At 54.5% G+C, this 17,565-nt stretch carries 20 protein-coding genes; 14 read left to right on the top strand and 6 right to left on the bottom strand.

Translation table 11 applies throughout. The annotated features are described in order from the left end of the window. Positions 1 to 8: 8 nt before the first annotated feature. From FYZ48_RS10070 to FYZ48_RS10090, 5 genes are read right to left on the bottom strand one after another with little or no spacing between them, the layout of a single operon-like run. Positions 9 to 740 carry a glycosyltransferase gene (locus FYZ48_RS10070; RefSeq protein ID WP_149339943.1) on the bottom strand — a complete coding sequence of 244 codons (732 nt, stop codon included), beginning with the start codon at positions 738 to 740 and terminating at the stop codon, positions 9 to 11. After that, positions 740 to 1,762, bottom strand: coding sequence for an NAD-dependent epimerase/dehydratase family protein (locus FYZ48_RS10075; protein ID WP_149339945.1), 1,023 nt, complete (start codon positions 1,760 to 1,762; stop codon positions 740 to 742). Before FYZ48_RS10075 ends, FYZ48_RS10070 begins: the two co-directional genes overlap by 1 nt. After that, positions 1,759 to 2,982, bottom strand: coding sequence for a nucleotide sugar dehydrogenase (locus FYZ48_RS10080; protein WP_187781959.1), 1,224 nt, complete (start codon positions 2,980 to 2,982; stop codon positions 1,759 to 1,761). The genes FYZ48_RS10075 and FYZ48_RS10080 overlap by 4 nt, the downstream gene beginning before the upstream one ends. A 31-nt stretch (positions 2,983 to 3,013) precedes the next feature. After that, entirely contained in the window at positions 3,014 to 4,660 is a 1,647-nt protein-coding gene (locus FYZ48_RS10085) for a glycosyltransferase family 39 protein (RefSeq protein WP_187781960.1), read from the bottom strand. Between the two features lie 36 nt (positions 4,661 to 4,696). Then, positions 4,697 to 5,647: a prenyltransferase/squalene oxidase repeat-containing protein gene (locus FYZ48_RS10090; RefSeq protein WP_149339953.1), complete on the bottom strand. Its 951-nt coding sequence runs from the start codon at positions 5,645 to 5,647 to the stop codon at positions 4,697 to 4,699. Positions 5,648 to 5,901: 254 nt separating this feature from the next. On the opposite strand from FYZ48_RS10090, the gene FYZ48_RS10095 reads away from it, so the two are divergent. Next, a complete protein-coding gene (locus FYZ48_RS10095; RefSeq protein ID WP_390625124.1) occupies positions 5,902 to 6,705 on the top strand; it encodes a phosphatidylinositol-specific phospholipase C/glycerophosphodiester phosphodiesterase family protein in 804 nt (267 codons plus the stop codon). 32 nt (positions 6,706 to 6,737) lie between these two features. On the opposite strand, the gene FYZ48_RS10100 is transcribed toward FYZ48_RS10095, so the two are convergent. Beyond that, on the bottom strand, positions 6,738 to 7,223 hold the full coding sequence (locus tag FYZ48_RS10100; RefSeq protein WP_149339957.1) for a T6SS immunity protein Tdi1 domain-containing protein: 486 nt from the start codon (positions 7,221 to 7,223) through the stop codon (positions 6,738 to 6,740). Between the two features lie 540 nt (positions 7,224 to 7,763). Here FYZ48_RS10100 and FYZ48_RS10105 point away from each other — a divergent pair. The 13 genes from FYZ48_RS10105 to FYZ48_RS10160 all read left to right on the top strand — a co-directional run bounded on the left by FYZ48_RS10105 (position 7,764) and on the right by FYZ48_RS10160 (position 17,540). Beyond that, positions 7,764 to 8,249, top strand: a complete 486-nt coding sequence (locus FYZ48_RS10105) for a hypothetical protein (RefSeq protein WP_149339960.1) — start codon at positions 7,764 to 7,766, stop codon at positions 8,247 to 8,249. 665 nt (positions 8,250 to 8,914) lie between these two features. Beyond that, positions 8,915 to 10,102, top strand: coding sequence for a hypothetical protein (locus FYZ48_RS10110; protein WP_149339962.1), 1,188 nt, complete (start codon positions 8,915 to 8,917; stop codon positions 10,100 to 10,102). 295 nt (positions 10,103 to 10,397) lie between these two features. Continuing rightward, positions 10,398 to 11,150: a hypothetical protein gene (locus FYZ48_RS10115; protein ID WP_149339964.1), complete on the top strand. Its 753-nt coding sequence runs from the start codon at positions 10,398 to 10,400 to the stop codon at positions 11,148 to 11,150. Positions 11,151 to 11,320: 170 nt separating this feature from the next. After that, entirely contained in the window at positions 11,321 to 11,854 is a 534-nt protein-coding gene (locus FYZ48_RS10120) for a hypothetical protein (protein ID WP_149339966.1), read from the top strand. A gap of 288 nt (positions 11,855 to 12,142) precedes the next feature. Next, complete coding sequence (locus FYZ48_RS10125) at positions 12,143 to 14,074, top strand: pyruvate kinase (RefSeq protein WP_149339968.1); 1,932 nt, start codon at positions 12,143 to 12,145, stop codon at positions 14,072 to 14,074. Continuing rightward, positions 14,040 to 14,582, top strand: coding sequence for a GNAT family N-acetyltransferase (locus FYZ48_RS10130; protein ID WP_198422203.1), 543 nt, complete (start codon positions 14,040 to 14,042; stop codon positions 14,580 to 14,582). Before FYZ48_RS10125 ends, FYZ48_RS10130 begins: the two co-directional genes overlap by 35 nt. A gap of 127 nt (positions 14,583 to 14,709) precedes the next feature. Continuing rightward, positions 14,710 to 14,958: a histidine kinase gene (locus tag FYZ48_RS10135; RefSeq protein ID WP_145040837.1), complete on the top strand. Its 249-nt coding sequence runs from the start codon at positions 14,710 to 14,712 to the stop codon at positions 14,956 to 14,958. 44 nt (positions 14,959 to 15,002) lie between these two features. Continuing rightward, positions 15,003 to 15,191 carry a hypothetical protein gene (locus tag FYZ48_RS10140; RefSeq protein ID WP_149339972.1) on the top strand — a complete coding sequence of 63 codons (189 nt, stop codon included), beginning with the start codon at positions 15,003 to 15,005 and terminating at the stop codon, positions 15,189 to 15,191. A 151-nt stretch (positions 15,192 to 15,342) separates the two neighbouring features. Beyond that, entirely contained in the window at positions 15,343 to 15,795 is a 453-nt protein-coding gene (locus FYZ48_RS10145; RefSeq protein ID WP_149339974.1) for a hypothetical protein, read from the top strand. Between the two features lie 35 nt (positions 15,796 to 15,830). After that, on the top strand, positions 15,831 to 16,142 hold the full coding sequence (locus tag FYZ48_RS10150) for a hypothetical protein (RefSeq protein WP_149339976.1): 312 nt from the start codon (positions 15,831 to 15,833) through the stop codon (positions 16,140 to 16,142). Between the two features lie 256 nt (positions 16,143 to 16,398). Continuing rightward, a complete protein-coding gene (locus FYZ48_RS29800; RefSeq protein WP_261344356.1) occupies positions 16,399 to 16,524 on the top strand; it encodes a hypothetical protein in 126 nt (41 codons plus the stop codon). Positions 16,525 to 16,578: 54 nt separating this feature from the next. Then, positions 16,579 to 16,929 carry a DUF6122 family protein gene (locus FYZ48_RS10155; RefSeq protein WP_145040838.1) on the top strand — a complete coding sequence of 117 codons (351 nt, stop codon included), beginning with the start codon at positions 16,579 to 16,581 and terminating at the stop codon, positions 16,927 to 16,929. Positions 16,930 to 17,027: 98 nt separating this feature from the next. Further along, positions 17,028 to 17,540 carry a hypothetical protein gene (locus FYZ48_RS10160; protein WP_149339978.1) on the top strand — a complete coding sequence of 171 codons (513 nt, stop codon included), beginning with the start codon at positions 17,028 to 17,030 and terminating at the stop codon, positions 17,538 to 17,540. Positions 17,541 to 17,565 lie beyond the last annotated feature (25 nt).

Here is a 17,565-nt window from a genome sequence, read left to right on the forward strand (position 1 = left end):
AGTTTCAATCAACGTTGTTTTTTCCTGCCGAACCAGCGACCGATGAGGGCGTAGCGATACCAGCGGAAGTATTTGGGAAGCCAGCGGAAGAGCTGGAAGCGGGATTCGCCGGCGTCGCGGTCTTTCCAGGTAGTGGGAATCTCGCCGATCTGTTCGCCGCGGACAAAGGCCTTGGCGGTCAACTCCAGGGCGATTTCGAAGCCCTGCTCGCTTTCGATCTGCAGTTCATTGACCAGGGTGGCGTCATACAGGCGGAAATTATTGGTCGCGTCGTGGGTGGGGAAGCCGACCAGGTAATAGAGTGAGAGTCCCGCCAGGCGGCTGAGCGTGCGTTTGAGCAGCGGACCGCCGAGTTGTCTGCCCCCTTTCATATAACGTGAGGCGCAGACGATGCGACAGCCCGACTGATACAGCTCGAGCATGGGGGCGACATCGTTCAGGTCGTCGGAGAGGTCGGCCATGATGACCAGGGCCGGTCCGTTGTCTGCTGCCTGGAAGCCGGCCCGGATCGCATTCGCGGGTCCCCTGCCCAGTTCGTTTTTGACGAGTGAGAGATAGGGACGCGTGGTCGCCAGATCGCGGGCCACGGGAACCGTGGTATCTTCGTCAAAGTCGTAGACAACCAGCACGCGGAAAGGTTGCTGCAGCCGCTGGTCGATGGCATCGATCAGGCGGGGGAAGTTTTCGTCCTCGTTGTAGACAGGGACGATGACCGAGAGAGGAGTGGCTGCCTGCTCCATCAGATGGTTCCGCGTGCAATCTGTTCTTTGATCCAGGGGATGACCTCGTCCAGCATCTGATCCAGCGTGGTGTCGGCGGTGAAGCCGAGCATGTCTTTTGCTTTCTCAACTGCGGGAGAGCGATACTGCACATCGTGTGGGAATGGTTGTTCGCTTTGATAGCGGAAAGGCTTATCGGGCCCATGAATTTTCTGCCAGATCGTCTCGGCCAGTTCGAGGACCGTCGTCGCCTGGGGGGTGGAGAGGTTGAAGTCCTCATTGAGGGCCTGGGGATGTTCGACACAGAGCCGGATACCCCGGGCGAGGTCTCCGCCGTAGGTGTAGTGACGGACTTGAGAGCCGTCGCCCAGAATCTGTAGCGGATCCTGCCCTTTCATGATTTTCTGAACGAGATCGGGGACGACATGGCTTAAGGCGAGTTCGATATCGCCCGATTTGACATCTTCATCGGTGACTGCCCGGCGTTCACCGATGCCGACGCAGTTAAAGGGGCGGGCAATCGTGTAAGGCAGACCGTATTGCTGATGTGCTCCCTGGGCATAGTACTCCACGGCGAGTTTCTGAAAGCCGTAGGTCGATTCGGGAGGCGGGCAGGTGCGCTGGTCCCCTTCTTTGCTGGGAAACTGCTGCGCACATTCGAAGACCATCGACGAGGAAATGACGGTAATTTTCTGCAGTTGTCCTTCGCGATGGGCGGCGAGAGCCGCGTCGAAGGCGGCCGCTGTGATACGTTCGTTTTCTGCGAGCAGGTCGTAGGCGAATTTATGGAAGTAGGAAATACCGCCGATCATCGCGGCGCCGGCGATGAAGTGATCGCAGTCCTTGAGCAGCCGACTGAGCAGGTCGATGTCTTTGGCATCGGCCTGCAGGAATTCGTAACGGGGATGTCCCTGGTGAGCGGGACTCAATTCGCCGTACTTGGAGAAATTGTCCAGTCCGACGACATCGTAGCCGGCCTCCAGCAGTTCTCCGACGACATAGCTGCCTATAAACCCGGCGGCGCCGGTAATCAGAACTTTCATGGCTCCTGCCTTGTTGTGAATCCAAATACGTCAATCAGGGGTTTGGTGGTCTGTAAACTGCGATACTCGTCGTGACAGGCCCCGAGGATCAGAATGTCTGACTCTTGTTGGATGGTTTCGAGCGAAACGAAATCGGAACTGTCGATGAAGGGATCGGTACAAAGCACCCGCCGGCATTCCAGTGTCAGCACTTTTCTGAGTTTGTAAGATAAAGAACTCCGCGGGTCATCGCAATTCCCCTTGAAGCCCATTCCCAGAATCCCGACCGTCAAGCCGGTCAGATCGTGATTTTTCTTGAGTCGTTCCACAATGAACCCGGGGAGTCCCTCGTTAACCGCCATCGCGGTCTGACCGAGGGTGAGCAGGTTGTGATTGAAGGAAGCCAACTGCATGGTGTCCTTGAGCAGACAGGGACCGCCGGCGAACCCGGCCCGGGCAAAGCCGTTCATGCGGGGGTATTTGTAGGTGATCGCATGATAGATGCGGTCGAAGTCGGCCTCGTAACGCTGGGCCAGCATGTAGAACTGATTTGAGATCGCGAAGTTAATGTAGCGATAGGAATTGGTAAACAGCTTACCCAGTTCGGCTTCGACGGGGGAAAGTTCGATGACTTCCTGACCGAAATCGGAGAAGAAACTGGCCGCCCGCTGTGCTGCCTGTGGGGAACAGCCGCTGACTAACTGGGGGAGTTGTGTCAGTTCCAGCAGTGCCCGGCCCTGGGCAATCCGTTCGGGGCAATAAGAGACATCGATCTGCAGGTCACGTTCGGCGACGAGTCGCCCCAGACGCTGGGTGACTCCGGGGAAGACCGTACTGCGAATGATAAGTAACTGACCGGGGCGGCAGTGCTGGAAGACCTCTTCCAGCACCTGATCGAAGGCTCTGAGACTGGGGTCGAGATATTCATCGACCGGGGTACCGATGGTGACGATGATCACATCCTGCTCGAAAAGTGCCGTGAAGCTCGTAGAACAATGCAGGCGGCCGGATTCGAGAACTCGGGGCAGAAGCTGGTCGGCGTTGATTTCCTGGAACGGCATCTGGCCGGAGCGGATTGTATCGAGCTGCGCCTCGTTGAGATCGATGAGCGTCACCGTATGTCCGCAGTCACACAAGGCCAGGCCGAAAGGGAGTCCCACATGACCGCCTCCCCCGATGATGGCCACGCGGAGAGGATGTTGCACCTGTGTCGTCTCTGTCTGTCCCTCTTGTGCGTTCAACCGGTGACTCCTGTGCTGATGATGATGGTTGTCATTTCTGACTGGTCTGATCGAGGCTCTGTACCGGCCTGTCTTCCGGCACATAAACTTCGACAAAACAGCTGAAGGGATCATCCGGATCTCCCCAGGTTCCCACGAGACGCCCTTTGAACTCTTGACTCAACCCCCTGTCCCGCATGTCATGGCTGACAATGAGGTAATCGTAGGGAAAAGGACGTGCATCAAAGGCAAATTCGCGGTTGTCCCCGAGGAGCGTCTGACGTCCCGCGGCTGCAAAGTTGAAGACATAGGCGCGATCGACCGTATAACGGGCGTCTGCAGGTAACTCCTGAATAATCCGACTGATAAATTGTGGTGCATTGTAATTCACATTCGACCAGTTCGCAATGTGAGCGCGCCAGGTGCGGATCCCCGATCCGGGAAGCATTGCCAGCACAAGACAGGCTGCACCGACCAGTACCGGAAGACGCCAGACGATGCTGCGGTTCCAGAGTGGCGTAGCGAGGCGGCTCAGCCCCCAGCCCAGGCAGAGGAACAGGAGCAAGCCGGGATACGACCAGTAGCCTTTGGTCGGGTGGTGTCCCTGGCAGGCAATGAGCAGGTAAATAGAGGACCAGGTGAGCAGCAGCAGGATACGCTGACCATGGTCCCGGGAACGCCAGACCAGGCCGGTGCCGATGACTAATCCTGCGGCCATGAGTGAAAGCTGAATCGTGCCCGCGTGTTCGCGGAGCAACTGAAACTGCGTGGCGAAGTAAGGCCAGGGAAACAGAAGACGGGAGATGAGTCCCGGACCGGAGCGGTCGAGGACGTTGGTGAAAAACTGATAGCGGAACGGTTCGGGGTAAGCCAGAATCAGAGGGAGCCATAAGGCGAAGACCGCAAGGGCGCAACCGGTGATCACGGTGCCCCGCAACAGGCGTTGTTGCCAGGTTCCGTTGACGAGCAGTGCCCAGCAGCCGAGCTGAATGCAGTAGACCAGCGCAAAGGGATGCGTGAGCATGCCCAGTCCCAGCAGGAGGCCGACGAAGCCCAGGTCGCGGTAGCGTCGTGCGCTGGCATGCCAGCGATACATTATCAGGATTGCCAGCAGTCCCCAGAGACAGCAGAGCATGTCGGGTCGGGAGATGACGGCCGGAAAATAGAGGAGCCGGGAGAGGCTGAAGAGACCCGCGGCGATCAGTCCAGCCAGTGGGTCTTTGAATACGCGCACGGTGAGCAGGTACATCAGAATCAGGGTTCCGACCCCAGCCGCGATGGAGACGAGCCGCGTGGTACTGTAAGTTGGAGGCAGGACGGCGTACAGCGGTGCGGAGACATAAAAGTAAAGCGGTGGAAGTGCGAAGAGCGCTTCGTCTGCCTGATAGAAGGCGCTGCCGGTTTGGCGTTGCGGGGCATACGGGACGCGGGGGATACCTGTCTCTAGAATCGTCCAGCCGGGAATGGCGAACCATTCTTCATCCTGCCCCCCTGCCTCACGGAGTACCAGGGGGACCCGCCAGATCAAAAAGAGGATGACAATCCCGGCGAGGGTCCAGCGACACCAGTGGCTGGTGCGAGAGGTGGTCTGATTCGATTCGGGTTCGGACAAGGTCGGCAGCAGGCTTTCGGTGACGGGACGCGCGGAAGTCGTTTCACAGTTGTTACCGACGATAAACGGTTTTCCAGTCGGGATCAAGCAGATTCCGAAGCAACGATGTGAATCGGCGATCGCTTACTGCGGCAGGCATTCCAGAAGACCCAGCACCGCCCAGGTGGTCCCCCAGTAGACGGCAGTCTCTTCGATGCGATCTTTCTTCTTGGCTTTGGTCCCTTTGACCGGCCAGGAGCCATCTTTTTTCTGAGTCGAGATCAGAAACTGTTCCGCCCGGCTGACTGGTTCGGCCTCTAAATTAACACCTGCTTTACGGAGGGCGAACAACGCCATGCCGGTGCCGAGGGCATCACTGGGATCACTGGTGAGCCAGCCCCAGCCGCCGTCTTCGTGTTGCAGGCTCTGCAACTGCTGGATCATCTGGTCACGCTGCTGATCCTGGTTCTGGCTGGTCGCGAGCAGGAGTTTCATGACGTACCACTCGGTACTTTTGCCCGGAGTGCTCTTGTCGATAAAGGTTTGAGCCTGCTGGATGGTCTTTTGATTTTGGGGATCATCGGCGGCGGTCAGCAAACCGAGTGTGAGCCACATGGTAGTGACGGCGTCGGTTTCCGGTTTGGCTCGCTTCTGAAAGGGAAGTTGCCCGCCTGCTTTCCAGGAACCGTCGGGCCTCTGATCGACACGGAGCAGACCGATCAGTTTTTTGCGGGTTTCCGGATCTGAGTTGGCCGGAGTAAACGCGAACAATTGCTGGACCACGCCTTCTTTATTAGTCGTGCCGGCAAGTTGACCTTTGTCATTTTTGGACAGTGCCTTGTCATTGGCCCAGTCGGTCCATTCCTGCAGACGGTCGCTGACGGTGAAGCCATGCTGCTTCGCGTTCTGCAGACTCCAGAGCATGGTTCCCACGCGGTGGCAAGACGCACATTTCTTTTCCTCAATCCACCACAGCCCCTGCTTTTCGATATAAGGGATGCTGCGCTCTACGGTGGACCGAACTTCGGCGGTGGTGGGCTGGGCGTCTGCGACTGCACCGGTCAGAGCGAGGAGGAGTGAGCTGAAGAGGAACATGGGGAGCGCCTTTGGTTAGGAGACGGTTCTGAGGATCGATTGATATTTCTATTCTAACAGACCAGCATCCATTTATCAGAGTGAAATATAAAAGGTTTTCAATGGAATCGGGATAGAATTTCGATGCACATTGATGTGCCTTTGTTCCCATTAAGAATTGATGAATCAGTCGGGAGCGACTGGCTCAACCAGTTCAGGGCCGTTAGGATTTTCGAATCTGTTCCCACGTTTCTGAAAAGGTTGAATCAATGTTGTTGATCCGGTCGTTGTTCATTGTGCTGTTCGTGAGTTGTAGCGTCGCGGCTGTATCCGCGGGCGAGGAAAAGCAGACGCCCCTGTTTCAGGCGCATGCCCATAATGATTATGAGCATGCTCGACCATTGCACGATGCGCTGGAGCATGGGTTCTGGTCTGTGGAAGCGGACATTTACCTGGTGGACGGTGAACTGCTGGTGGCCCACGATCGGCTTGATGTAACGCCGGAACGGACGCTGCGGAAACTTTACCTGGATCCGCTGCAGGCATATTTTCAGAAACACACTTTTTCCAGTCAGGAGAAAACGCCCCCCTTCACTCTGCTGGTGGATATCAAAACGGATGGGGCGGCGGTGTATCCCATATTACGACAGGAACTGGAAGACTATGCCGCGCTGCTGTGCAGGGTTGAAGACGGGAAATCGATTCCAGGGGCGGTGCAGATTGTGATCTCGGGTGACCGGCCTAAGAAACTGATCGCCGCCGCCAACCCGCGGTATATGGGGATTGACGGGCGGCTCAGTGATCTGGACTCGAAGCAGCCGGCAGAACTGATGCCACTGATCAGCGACCGCTGGACGTCGCATTTCAAATATCGGGGAAATGGGGCGATGTCTGAGGCGGAACGCACAAAACTGCGTTCGATTGTGAAACAGGCGCATGCCGCGGGGCGGCGGGTGCGGTTCTGGGCAACGCCGGAGTCAGAAGCCGTCTGGCGCGAACTGGTGGCAGCGGACGTGGATCACATTAACACGGATCAGTTAGAGCGGTTGAGTGTGTTTCTCAAGAGGCAGGCTGATTAGAGTCTATTTATGTGCCCCGTCTCAGTTCCGAGTCAGGCTTCCTCTTCAAACTCGATATCGGTAATCACGGTACCCGGGGGCAGGTCTTTAACCTGATCGTGGATCTGGCCGTGGACGCTGACGTGGACGGCGACGTCGATCGGTTCGATGTTATCGAGTTCATCTTCGCCGCTGAGGACGAGAGGCGTCTGGTGGCCGTAGACCTGGCCCGGTTCCAGGGTGACGTCCGCTTCGCGAAGTTCCAGCACGCGGGCAGGAAAGAACAGGTCGGTGACGAAATCGGGATCCTGAAGCAGTGTTTCAAATTCGCTGCTGTCTTCGGCGACCGGGGTGATTTTGCCTTCGACCATATCGGCAAAGTAGATGGCCCCCGATTCCCCCTGCGCGAAGACGTCTCCCATGGCGGTGACCAGTACGGCCTGCATTGATTCGGGCATGGCCCAGGTCCAGTCGTCGAGGAGGATCTTGCAGTCGACCTGATCCAGATTAATTGTCAAATCATTTAATGTGAGTGCCACGGGAACCTCTTGCTGGGGAATGAATGTGAATGGTGACGGGATGTCTTGAATTCTGTGGCAGAGAATCTAGCAGAATCCGGGAGTGGTGACAAATCAACGGAAGATTATGGTCTGTCTTCAACCGGTGATATTGCCAGCCCTTGTGCAAATATTCTCTTACAATCCAGAGTGTCCCGGGCAGAGAATTGCAGAGGAGAGCAAAAGTTTGCAGATGGTTGTCTGGTCAAAATACCCTTGGTTTTACGATTGCCGAGAGAAAAAATGTAACATCAGCTACAAATTCATATCGGTTCTCAGCATGCGGCACGCTCCGGTATGCAGCTCGAAAAAAGATCGCAACTATATTGATTTGATTTACTTCCGTCATGTTCAAGGAGTGAGAGTCAGGTTTTGTTAAGAAACTGGTGGATAGGAAAAATACCTATGCAGGAACTCAGGGGAATTCCTGCATTTGAAAACGCGGTATGGGGTTTGCTTTTCATGAGTAGCAACGCGGCCAGGAATATTCATTTTTCCTCCACTTGAAAGGAAGGTGCTCAAATGAAAGGCCTTAGTTTAAAAGTGTTGACTGTGACTGCAGCGTTGGGGCTCTGTCCTCTGCTGTTGTCAGCCCAGGTCCAAACTCCTCCCGATGCCCAACCGAATTCGGGCGATCAGATGCAGATTGATCCGGTCGTTCGTGCGGGAACCGCGCATCTGAATCTGGACGATGCAACCCGGGCCCGGTATCGCTACCATGACGGTCACTGGTGGTTTAAGACAGCCCAGAATGGCTGGCTGGTGGAACAGAATGGTCAATGGGTCGAGTTTTCTCCCATGACTTACACTTCTCAGTCCCCATCTGCAACTGCGCAAACGACTCAGAACGACAACACCGGTAACGCCCAGACCACGGGGAGTGGTAATTACTACTATGGAACCCGGTACACATCGTCTGGTGCCCACAAGCCATTCAGTCACCACCATTTTGGTGGGGCACAGTTTGGTCACTGGGGAACCGGTTATCGTGGCTGGAGTACTCACTGAGTTTAATCCTGTCCGGCTCTGACCTGAGAGGGCCTATAGCGCCGCGAGGCCAGGAATCAGGTCAGCTTACGGAGTTCAGGAGCTGCTGACTGCTCGAAGTGACTCGCTCAGATGAAACGTTCATCAGGATCTTCGGACGGTCATCACAATCAGGAGTGTGTTTAAGGCAGACCAGCAGCTTGTTGCTGATCTGCCTTTTTTGCTGCGCTGATACTCACAGGAGATTCAGTCTGTATTCCTGCGCATGAACTCAATGGTCAGTTCATCCTGTCTGTCGTGCATTTCTGCGAAGTGGAGCGCGAGGATCCAGGACGTGTGGCTGGGGAGACAGATCGTTGCTCCGGGAGCCGCCGAGAGGATCTGATCTGCGAATGAGGAACCGACACCCGCGCTCTCTTACTGGTTCGTTGTTCAGAGTTCGGACAAGGTCAACGGGTGGCTGGTCTTACAACGGGCAATTGTCTGGCGGTTTTCAGACCGGCATGACCGCTCATCGTTCGCCGCTCAATGCTGCTGATCTGTCTGTGAGAGGCAAAACTCCGACATTCTGTCGCTTTTAAGGTGATTTCAGGTCTTTTTCTCAAGTTGGTATGCCGGTTGCGATTGTCGATAAGCGTGGCCAGGAAATACCACTAATAACAACAATTGAAAGGAAGGATTTTCAAATGAAAGGCCTGAGTTTAAGAGTATTGACAGCAGCGACAGCGCTGGGGATCAGTCCCCTGCTTCTGTCCGCACAACTAGAGACAGGCGCACAACTCGACGCAGGGGCCAAAGCAGCCGGCAAGGCTGTTCAGGGGGCCGGTAGCAAAGCTGCCGCCGGTGCTGATGCCGGTGCGAAAGGCGCCGTGCAGACACCCAACCGAGATGCCGCTCCTACTCCGCCAAACACGAATACACCCGGTGAGGCGCTGGATCAGGCGCGTCCCAAATTAGACAGCGAAACAGATGCAAATCTGAAGGGTAAGACTAACGCCCAGACTCCCGGTGAAGCTGATCTGAGAGGTAAGTCGAACCTGGATGGAAAGGCGAATGTTCAGACGCCTGGTGAAGCTGACCTGCGAGGAAAAGCAAACCTGCAGGACAAGACTGACGCCGACCTCAACGATGGAGTCAATCTGCAGAACGATGCTGATGCCCGGATCCAGGGGAACATGAAAGCTGATGGTCCTATGCGGCACCGGACTAACCGTCCTAATATGGATGCTGAAGGGAGTGCTCAGGGACAGTTTGATAGTGACATTGATCCCATGGTCCGAGAAGGCACTGCCCATCTCGACATCGACGAAGCAACCCGTGCTCGGTACCGTTACCACAACGGTCACTGGTGGTATCAGACCGAAAATGGTCAGTGGTTGTTCGACAACAATGGAAGCTGGGAATCTTTTGATCCCATGACTTACCGGAACCCACGTCAGCAGATGGCACCGCCACAGACGTTTCAGAACGACAGTGACGGGAATGCCCAGGCTAATGTAAACGCACGTGGTAACTATTACTACGATGACCCTCGTGGAAATGGTGGCTATTACTACGACGATGGCTCGTACTACAGTGGTTACTATGGTAGCCCCTATTACGATACCTATTACGGTCGTGGATATTATGGCAACCGTGGATACTATCGGAGTGGCTACTATGGCGACGGATACTATAACCGTGGTTATGGTCGAGGCTATTACGGAGACGGATATGGTCGCGGTTGGAACCGTGGGCGTTATGGAACTGGATACCGTGGCTGGTCACGTAATCAACGTCAGGGAGCCGCAATCGGTGCTGGGATTGGTGGTTCACTCGGTGGTCGAACCGGAGCTGCCATTGGTGCCGGAATCGGTGCCGAAGTTGCCGACTAGTCTTAATTCGACAAGGAGGAATCTGGTCAACTTAGTTTGATCATTCCATGAAGGAGCATGTTCAAGGCAGATCAGCCAGGCCCTGAAGCTGATCTGCCTTTTTTCATGCGCGGTGGAAAAGTGGTTGTGCAGAATCTTATTGATGTGTGATGAAGAGAACGGTTCAAAATGTGTTGTCTGGAACCTGTTTCTGGTATGATAGAGCGACTGGAATGCCGTGTGCTGTCTATGATCTATGTGGTCTGAGACGAGCGCTGACATTCAGCAGGATCTGATATGAACAGGAGTATTTTCCATGCAAGGCCTCCGTTTCAACATGTCGATTGTGGTACTGGCGTGGGGCATCGGTCCCCTGCTCTGCTCAACACCGGCAGTGAATGCGGCGAGTGAGGTGGATCGCGATGCCGGTCCGATCGCTGCCGAGAAGCCGGTCACGGAATCTGCGACTGATGCTCCCGAGCAATCGGATGCGAAGGGAAAACAGCCAAAGCAGTCGCCGATCAAAATCGATCCGGTTGTGCGCGAAGGAACAGCGCATCTGGATATCGATGAAACGACACGTTCCCGCTACAGCTACCATAACGGACACTGGTGGTTTTATCTGGGAGACGGCAACTGGATGATCTCCAGGAACGGAAAATGGGAGGCTGTGGATACTTCCCGGATTCGTCGGTCGCAGCAGAACATGGGATCGTCGGGAGCCGCCGTCCGGGGAGGTGCTAAACCAAAGCTACAGTCAGGCACTACAAAATACTACGATGATTCTCCCGCCTATGGCAACTACTACGGGAATGGTACCTACTACGACGGGAGCTACACCCGCCCCTTCTATAACAATAACGGTCGGGGAGATTATGGACGCGGCTATTATGGCAATGGCTTTTACGGACGCGGCTACTATGGTCGTGGTTATTACGGAAACGGTTACTACGGACGTGGTTTGAACAACGGTTCCAGCAACGGACGCTGGGGGACCGGAGCGGGTGGATATTCAAGAGGCCGGGGGCTCGGTTCCTCCGGCGGTGCCGCAATTGGTTTTGGGCCGTGACTGATAGATTCGTTCTTTTTCCCGTCAGGATTTAGCGAGTGGAAATGCTCTCTTTGCAGCGGAAATGGTGAAAAGCTTGCGTTTTGGTCCAGAGTTGGTATTGTGAATAAAAGATTTCCTGTTTAACCAGGTTTGCCTATTTGCTCTGGAGATAAAAGGACGAAATTCAAATGAAAAGCCTTTGTTTGAAAATAATGACCATAACGGTAGCGTTGGGAGTCAGTCCTCTGCTCCTGTCCGCACAGAAAGTGACTGCAGATTCTGAGGTAAAACTCGACCCGATTGTGGCAGAGGGAACGGCCCATCTGAAGCTGGATGACGCGACCCGGGCCCGTTATCAATACATGAATGGCCACTGGATGTATCAGACCGAAGAGGGCAAGTGGCTGGTTCATATGGACGGGGCCTGGAAAGTGGCTGATCCGACCTTCTACACAGTACCGCCGTTGCCACGGCCGGGTGGAAATCCGCTGGGACCCTATTTTGATCAATTCATCCCCGAGTACGCCCGCTGGGGAGCCGTCCGTCCCATCGGAAAAGCGTATTATGATCAGTTCATCCCCGCCAATGGCAGCTGGGGATACGATGGTCCGATCGGTACCGCTTACTTCGATCAGTTTATTCCTGCCAACAGCGACTGGGGATACAACGGACCGATTGGCACCGGCTATTACGATCAATACATTCCCGAATATGCATATTGATCCCAGCGACGTAAAGACTGTTTCAGGCAGATTAACCACTGTGGTGAGTTAATCTGCCTTTTCTTATGCGCGGTGAAAGATTCTGTTGACAGCTTTGCTTTGCGATTTATGATCGAAGCGGGTTGAGCGGCTGCCTCGCGCTGTTCTGTCCTGTTAAGATTTAGTGAAATCAGGCGTACTGCCTGTTGCTATCCGTTGCGATTCTGTGTTCATCGTTCAGAGTAATATCAGCGACGTTGTTGTTGATTTTGAATCAGAGATCTCAACGGTTTTTCACGAGGTTGTCATTTGTCGGCAGAGCAAGGTGACTCCGATTACCTTTCCGGTCATCAGGAGTATCAACAGGTCTTTGAGGAACTGGTTGTCGTTCGAGACAGACTGGTGGCAGAGGTCGTCTGCTCACAGCCTCTGCTGGATCAGATTCACGTGCAACATCGCGAAAGTGCGCGGAACCTGTTGTATTACCTGGCACTCAGACGTCGCGACCTGAGACCTTTGCAGATACGACTGGCGGCGCTGGGACTCTCTTCCCTGGGACGGGCGGAATCGCATGTCATGGCGACCATCGATGCCGTTCTGGAAATGCTGCAAAGACTGCTTGATAAGACAACAGATGTCACAGACTCTACCGAATCAGCAATCGATTTCAACACGGGGGAACGACTGCTGGCGGCGCATGCCGAATCGCTGTTAGGGCCTGCTGCCCCGGGACGCGGCGTGCGGATTATGGTGACCATGCCCAGTGAGGCCGCCGATGATTACGAGTTGATCTATCACCTGTTGCAACAGGATATGGAGTGCATGCGGATTAACTGCGCGCACGATGATGTGGAAGCCTGGTCGCGGATGATCGCGCATCTCCGCCGGGCCGAGCATGCATTGGGAAAGCGGTGTCGCATTGTGATGGATCTGGGCGGCCCCAAACTGCGGACCGGTCCGCTTGAGCCGGGCGCTGCTGTGATTAAGGTGCGTCCCCGCCGCGATGAATATGGCCGGGTGATCGCTCCCGCACGCATCTGGCTTTACCCGGCTGAGCAACCAGCGGCTTCCCCTGCCTCGGCAGATGCCTGTCTGCCGGTCGAAGCGGCCTGGCTGAAGCGTCTGGAAGTGGGAGATAAAATCAGGCTGATCGATGCCCGTCACTCGCGACGAAGCTTGCGCGTGGTCGATTGCCTGGATCAGGGTTGCTGGCTCGAAGCGAACAAGACAACCTACCTGGTGCCGGGAACGACACTGCGTTTAAGGAGTCAGAAAGGTAAGAAACTGAGAGCAACAGAAATCGTCGCGGTACCCGCTCGGGAAAACTGTCTGCTGCTGCATCCGGGAGATCAGTTGATCGTCACCCGGGATCAGACGCCGGGACGACCCGAGGTGCGGGACAGTGCCGGACAGGTACTGACGCCGGCCCGGATTGGTTGTTCTATTCCCAGTGTCTTTGATGATGTGCAGTCAGGCGAGTCGATCTGGTTTGATGATGGTAAAATTGGCGGTGTGGTGGAAAAAGTTGCATCGGATCAGGTGCAGGTGCGGATCACACAGACCCGTCTACAGGGGACGAAACTCAGGGCCGACAAAGGGATCAATCTGCCTGAGAGTCAACTCAGTCTTCCTGCTCTGACGCAGCAGGACCTGGAAGACTTGTCGTTCGTCGCGCAGCATGCGGATGTGGTGGAACTCTCGTTTGCCAATCGGGCGAGTGATGTCGAGCAGTTGCAGGCCGAATTGCAGCGGCTGGACGGACGGCAGCCGGCGATCGTCCTGAAGATTGAAACCCGGCTTGGTTTTGAAAATCTGCCGGATATGCTGCTCACGGCGATGCGTTCCCCCTGTTGTGGCGTTATGATTGCCCGCGGCGATCTGGCAGTCGAGTGTGGCTTTGAACGGATGGCGGAAGTACAGGAAGAAATACTCTGGATCTGTGAAGCCGCCCACGTTCCGGTGATCTGGGCGACGCAGGTGCTGGAGACGCTGGCCAAAGAAGGTATGCCCTCCCGCGCGGAAATCACCGATGCCGCGATGGGGCACCGGGCGGAATGCGTGATGCTCAACAAGGGCCCCCATGTATTACATGCGGTCAAGACGCTGGATGATATTTTAAGACGGATGCAGGCGCATCAGACCAAAAAACGTTCGATGCTCCGCGAACTTCGATTAGCGACTCACTCTTCAGGAAAACATGACCAGGATGGACATCAGAGCAACGACGGCAATGGATCTTGAGACGGTCAAAGCGGTTCACCGCGAGGCATTCGGGCCTGAAGAAGGCCCTGTCATTGTCGCACTGCTGGATGAACTGTACCCCGATCCGACGGCAGTACCGCTGCTCTCGCTCCTGGCTGAAAATGTAGGAAATGTGTCGGGGCATGTGTTGTTTACGAACGTGGTTGTTCACGGTGCCGAGTCTGTCACCGCGCGGATTCTGGCACCCCTGGCGGTGCTTCCCTCTGCTCAGAAACAGGGCGTGGGGCGACAACTGATCGAAGCCGGACTGTCCCAGTTGCGCGATGCGGGAGTCGAACTGGTGTTTGTGCTGGGTGATCCCGCTTTTTATTCACGGTTCGGCTTTGAACCGGCGGGCGTGCGAGGTTTGCAGGCACCGCATCCCCTGCCGGCGGAATACGCGGAAGCGTGGATGGTGCAGGAACTCTGTTCTGGCGTGCTGGGGCGCGTTACGGGTGAGGTTGCGTGTTCTGAGGTACTCAACCGGCGGGAATACTGGATCGGTTAGCGTCTGTGTTATTCGTTCGTGCTCGAGCCGTTTGTTGACAGTCACCTTGAGTCTGGTACGATTTGAGAAGTCTGTTCTCCCAGGAACGGCCCTCGTTGACGCTTCATTATCAAAGGACTGCCGCATCATGATCAGCACTGCCGAAATCAGTTTTTATCCCCTGCAGGAAGAATATAAACCGCTTATCAAAGAATTTATCGCGAAACTGCAGAGCTATTCCGGTCTCCGCGTGACGCCGGGCTCCACGTCAACGTATGCCGTGGGCGACTATGACCGGCTGATGGAATGCATGACCGAGATCATGGCCTGGAGCCACGAAGAACAGGGCAAAGGCGTGTTCGTGGTCAAGTTTCTGCCCGGCTATGAGGCGAAGTGAATCGCGAGTAACGTGGATTTGAACTGTCAGCTCGGGAGAGCTCCATGATCACAAAATTTGTGCTGGACGATCCGGATACGCTGATTTGTACCGGATGGCTTCCGGGGTTCTGTCTGGATGATCTGACTTCGTGGAAAACTCAGATCACCACCTCGGGTGAACTGACGCAGGTGATTCACTGGCATACAGAACCACGCTGGGCAGCTGGTACGGCAGCAGGGAAAACTGTCTGAAACAATTGGGTAACCGCGTCAATGTACTGGTCAACCCGCAGGACAGACAAGAGGCCGTGTTGAATACGTTTATTGACCGCTGGTTGCCTGCGCTGACCTTGCTGGGGCTGACGGGAATTGGTGTGTACTTTTATATTAAGAGACAAGTCCGTTGCCTGAAGAAATGAAAAATCAACCCGACCTGATGGATAAAATATCCATACAGATATCTGAGAGAATCACTATTTCTACACAGTTATCTGAAATGGAGGTTGCGCAGATTGTGGGGGTTGAAAAGCAGGAAATGGAAAAAGGGGGATATGTCTGGTATCGCTTACCAGTTGTCGAGGTTGATGCGCACAGGATGATTTTCAGTCTCGCTTTTTACGAGGGTAAGCTTCGCGAATACAAGATTGCACTGGTGGAGTCAAAACAGAAGAACGGTAGTTGGAAAGACTGGTCCGAAACAGAGGAACGCTTACGGGCCGAAGCTATAGCAGCATGGCTGCGTGATAAGGGTTATGTAGCGAGAGTTTACCCCTGGGGAGAGGTCTGGGTGGGATATGATCCTCAAACTGGGGCTGGATATGCACATATTGGTTTTTTCTCTTTCCATCTGGATTAAAAACGACATCGACTGTGAAAGGCGGAACGAGGAGCATGAACCAACTGATAGTCAGTGTTGATCCCTCTAGAATGGAGATTCCAGATCTGGATATTCGCTATGACCTGTTCGAATTCCTGGATGAGTTGTTTCCTGATATGCTGAAAGACGGAGGCTACGATTATGCAGGAACACAACCGCTGTTACTGATCTTCATTGAGATCCAGCATGAGTCGCCCCGCCCGCAACTGGATTCATTGCTGGAAGCGATTCAGTCATATCAGCGTTTTGGGACTGATTTTAAAAACGCCATCCAGATTTTCATCGATTCTGTGGACAATAATCCGGTTTACTCCTATTCAGATTAATGCCAGGCGCGTATTTAAGGATTTATGAGAGACATTCCCCGTTCTCGTTGTGATGTCGATAGAGGAATGATATGGAGAATGACAGGCAAACAAGGGCCTTGTCCTGGTGGTTACTACTGCCGTTACGGTTTGTGACCGAGGTTACTGTTGGACTCTATGATTTTATTCTTAGTCGGTATCTCGTCGCGGCTGTTCTGGTCGGAATTATCTGGGGGCCACTCTACCTTATCTGGGGGATCTCGACAGGATATTATAAATGGCCAACTCTGATCATTGGGTTAATATTGACGGGTTTGTGGGAGGGATGTTCGATCTTCACGATCCGACATCGAGTACCACGCTGGATGTTACTCAGGGAAGATTGAAGCGGCCCGCTGACTGATCTATGATGACAGCTTCTATTCAGTCAATGTTCGGTTAAAGGGTCCCCTGCTCCATGGAAGCTGTTCCGGATGTCGTGCGGCATCTGATTCATTATGCGTGTCACCTGCTGGTTCCCTTTCTGATTGCGCGCCTGTTCTGGAAGGAACACTGGGTGCAGGCGGGGCTGATTATGCTGGCGACGATGCTGATTGACGTCGATCATCTGCTGGCCGATCCGATTTTTGATCCGCATCGCTGCAGCCTCGGTTTTCATCCACTGCATACCTGGTGGGCGGCAGCCGTGTATGCGGCGCTACTCTGTATTCCCTCCTGGCGCTGGCGGGCGGTGGCGGTGGGCTGTCTGTGGCATCTGGCGACGGATGGGATCGATTGTCTGCTGGGTGGGCATTGTCTGTTTTGTTGAGCGGGCTGTTGCTTGTGAACCACTCCCAAATGGAGTGTGTCGATCAAGCTGATTTTCCGTATGCAGTCTGTGTATGAAACCGGAGGGAATTCAAAGCGATGGGGGCGGATATTCATGCCGTAGTCGAGGTTGATTATACGAGCGATCATTTTGTGGCGCCGACGGGGCTGGCTTATCTCGAATGGCCTCGCAATACCGAATTCTTTAAAGGGCTAGGTGCGTATGACAGTGCCTCTCTGGTACCTCAGAGAGGCTTTCCCGATCGGTGTTCCTTGATGACAGCCCGTCACTACCTGGTCACGATTTGCCCGGATGGAACCTTGTCGGAACTGAATCTTGCTGATGCCATCGAGAAATCAGAGGCTGAAGAATGTCTGGCAACGGGAGAATCGCATACTGTCAGCTTCGTAGAGAGCGGAACGGGTGGAATTTCCAATCCAGACTTTTCGTGGCCGAACTGGATTACTTTTGAGGAATTTGAGACGATCCTGGATGTTTTCAAGTCTCAAGAGCCTGATGTCAGGCGACAATGCGAGGCAGTAATTGCGATTATGAATGAAATGCGTAGGCAGAATTTACCCGTTCGACTTGTTTACTGGTTTGATGTCTGACCTATTAATCGGTGGGTTCGATTTC

Origin of the sequence: Gimesia chilikensis (assembly GCF_008329715.1) — a bacterium.
GTDB classification, from domain to species: domain Bacteria; phylum Planctomycetota; class Planctomycetia; order Planctomycetales; family Planctomycetaceae; genus Gimesia; species Gimesia chilikensis.